This is a genomic window from Candidatus Symbiopectobacterium sp. NZEC135, assembly GCF_025962695.1.
Window position 1 is genome coordinate 1 of record NZ_JAGFPF010000228.1, and the last position, 2,224, is coordinate 2,224.

At 42.8% G+C, this 2,224-nt stretch carries 2 protein-coding genes; both read left to right on the plus strand.

The features are described 5' to 3' along the window. The first annotated feature begins 114 nt into the window (after positions 1–114). A complete protein-coding gene (locus J5224_RS25235) occupies positions 115–1,317 on the plus strand; it encodes a phage integrase Arm DNA-binding domain-containing protein (protein WP_264627951.1) in 1,203 nt (400 codons plus the stop codon). Positions 1,318–1,385: 68 nt separating this feature from the next. Next, on the plus strand, positions 1,386–1,973 hold the full coding sequence (locus tag J5224_RS25240) for a hypothetical protein (RefSeq protein ID WP_264627952.1): 588 nt from the start codon (positions 1,386–1,388) through the stop codon (positions 1,971–1,973). Positions 1,974–2,224: the final 251 nt, after the last annotated feature.

The window sequence follows — 2,224 nt, forward strand, 5'->3', positions numbered from 1 at the left end:
CCTTTTACAGGGTCGCATCGTTGATGGGGCTGTTTGGGTGTGTTCATCTGAAAAATGGGGCGTTAACTCAGTTGTCTCTCAGGCTGTTACCAGGTTAATAAATGAGGCATAAAAATGGCTGCTCGCCCACGAAAAAGAGAGTATCGCTCTCTTCCCGATCATTTGTTTTTCGATAAAAGTAAGGATTCATATCGTTTCACTCTAATAAACGGGAAAAAGAAAACTCTTGGCTCTGATAGGGCTCTCGCTATTGCAATCGCCCGAGAATATAACAATCAAATGCGGCCAGAGTCTGCCGTTTCTATTGATTCATTGATCAGGGATTCTGGCGGGGTATCTGGTGAAGCTCTGCCATTTTGCAGTTATGTAGATCGTTTACTCCAACGCGCTATTGATGACGAGCAACCAGGTAAAGCCACCAGCGATGTATGGATAAATGACATCATCAGGGTGAAGGAATATTTCACCATGCCCGCATGTGATATCGAGCTGGAGCACGTCAACGGTTATATCCAAAGTTACCACGCTGACGCGTCGGCTAACGTCCAAAATAGGAAGGTAAGTTTTCTAAAAAAACTGTTCAGCTATGCGGTCGATGAATCATTGATGATCGATAACCCCGCAACCCGCAAGAAAATGCGAAGAGTGGAGGGAAAAAAGAGGCGTCGATTATCATTTCAAGACTTCCAGCGAATCAAGGCATCCGCACCGCTCTGGCTACGCACTGCAATGGATCTGGCATTGCAAACCACGCAAGCCCGCCTGGAGGTGTCACGAATTAGATACTCAATAAAACAACCCAAGGAAGGTGTTTGTGGGTGTGTATGGTATCAAACCGCTGAAAGTGGCATTCATGGTGTGCTATACATCCACCGGCAGAAAGTGCAGAAGAAAGAGGCATCACATATTGCCATTCCTATTGGGGATGAATTGAAGCGCATCATTGATGATAGCCGTGACCGGATCGCCAGCCCGTATGTTGTCCACCGGCTACCCGAGAAAAACAGTAACCCGATCAGTAAAGATGTTAACCACCCTACCCAGGTTAACCCTAACTACCTGAGTAGGGCATTTTCCGATCTGCGTGATGCAGTTGGCGTTGCCGCAGAATACCCTCCGGCAGAACGCCCAACATTCCACGAGATACGAGCGCTGGCCGCGTTTATGTTTGAACGTCAAGGGGTGGATCCTCAGGCAAGGATGGCGCACAGCGATGCCAAGTCAACGAAGATCTACACGCAAAACCATCTTGATTGGGTTGCTGTGCCACATGCTGAAATCAGCTTATCAAATGGCATAAAATCAGTAACCAATTGACATCTATTTAATTTATTCTCATAAATAGGTGTAACTTTAGAAAGTGATTATTTTACTTCGGAGCGCTGATGGCAACCTCAATTCATACAGACATTCAAGAACATGTAGAAATGTCAGCAAAAAAAATCATTAGAGAACAGTTAACTCCTTGGAAGTTTTTTCACTCGTCGAAACGACTTAATGTAACTCGTTTCGATGGCACAAAAATATCCTATGAGGGGAGCGATTTTTCAGGCTCACCCTCAGAAATATTTTGGAGCGATTATATAGAGCCATTTTTGAAAGACTTAATAAACAATGAGATATCAGTAACTTATGATAAAGCAAAAGCAAATTATATAGATAACTGCAAGGCATTGGACGAGTTAGAAGCAATTCTTTTTTCTTACTGTGTAAAAGTATACCGAGAAATGGCAGATATAGACCAAAAGCTCAGGGGGAAAGGGATTCCTGATTCAGTACAAAAACGTCCTATTGATAAAAAGACTGATGCAATAAAAGAGTATATATCAGAAAGAATTACCAGCAAGAAGGAAATAATACTATCCACCCCTTGGTATGAAAAACCTTGGGTAAAAGCTTGGCCGGTGCTTGTTACTATGGCTGTCTCGATAGCTAATTTGCTTTTATCCATATATAACAATTTCTTCAAATAATTATGGCATCACTTCGAGCGCCTTAGGTGTAATAATTTTGTTTACAGAAACTCAAAATAACTGTGGTAAAACCTTACCTAAGTCATTGATGTATAAAGAGTGGATCATGCTTAAAATGTACTGTTTGTTTGTCCATTCAAATGCTCGCAAAGCCAGTGCTGGCAAGGCTTACAGAGTATTTTGCTAGTTAACATGGGGTGTCAGGGGTCGGAGGTTCAAATCCTCTCGTGCCGACCAAATAATCCCAAGAA

What these genes read in the sequence shown, in the direction of transcription:
- J5224_RS25240 (WP_264627952.1), top strand. Translation starts at nt 1,386, where the DNA reads ATGGCAACCTCAATTCATACAGACATTCAAGAACATGTAGAAATGTCA.
- J5224_RS25235 (WP_264627951.1), top strand. Translation starts at nt 115, where the DNA reads ATGGCTGCTCGCCCACGAAAAAGAGAGTATCGCTCTCTTCCCGATCAT.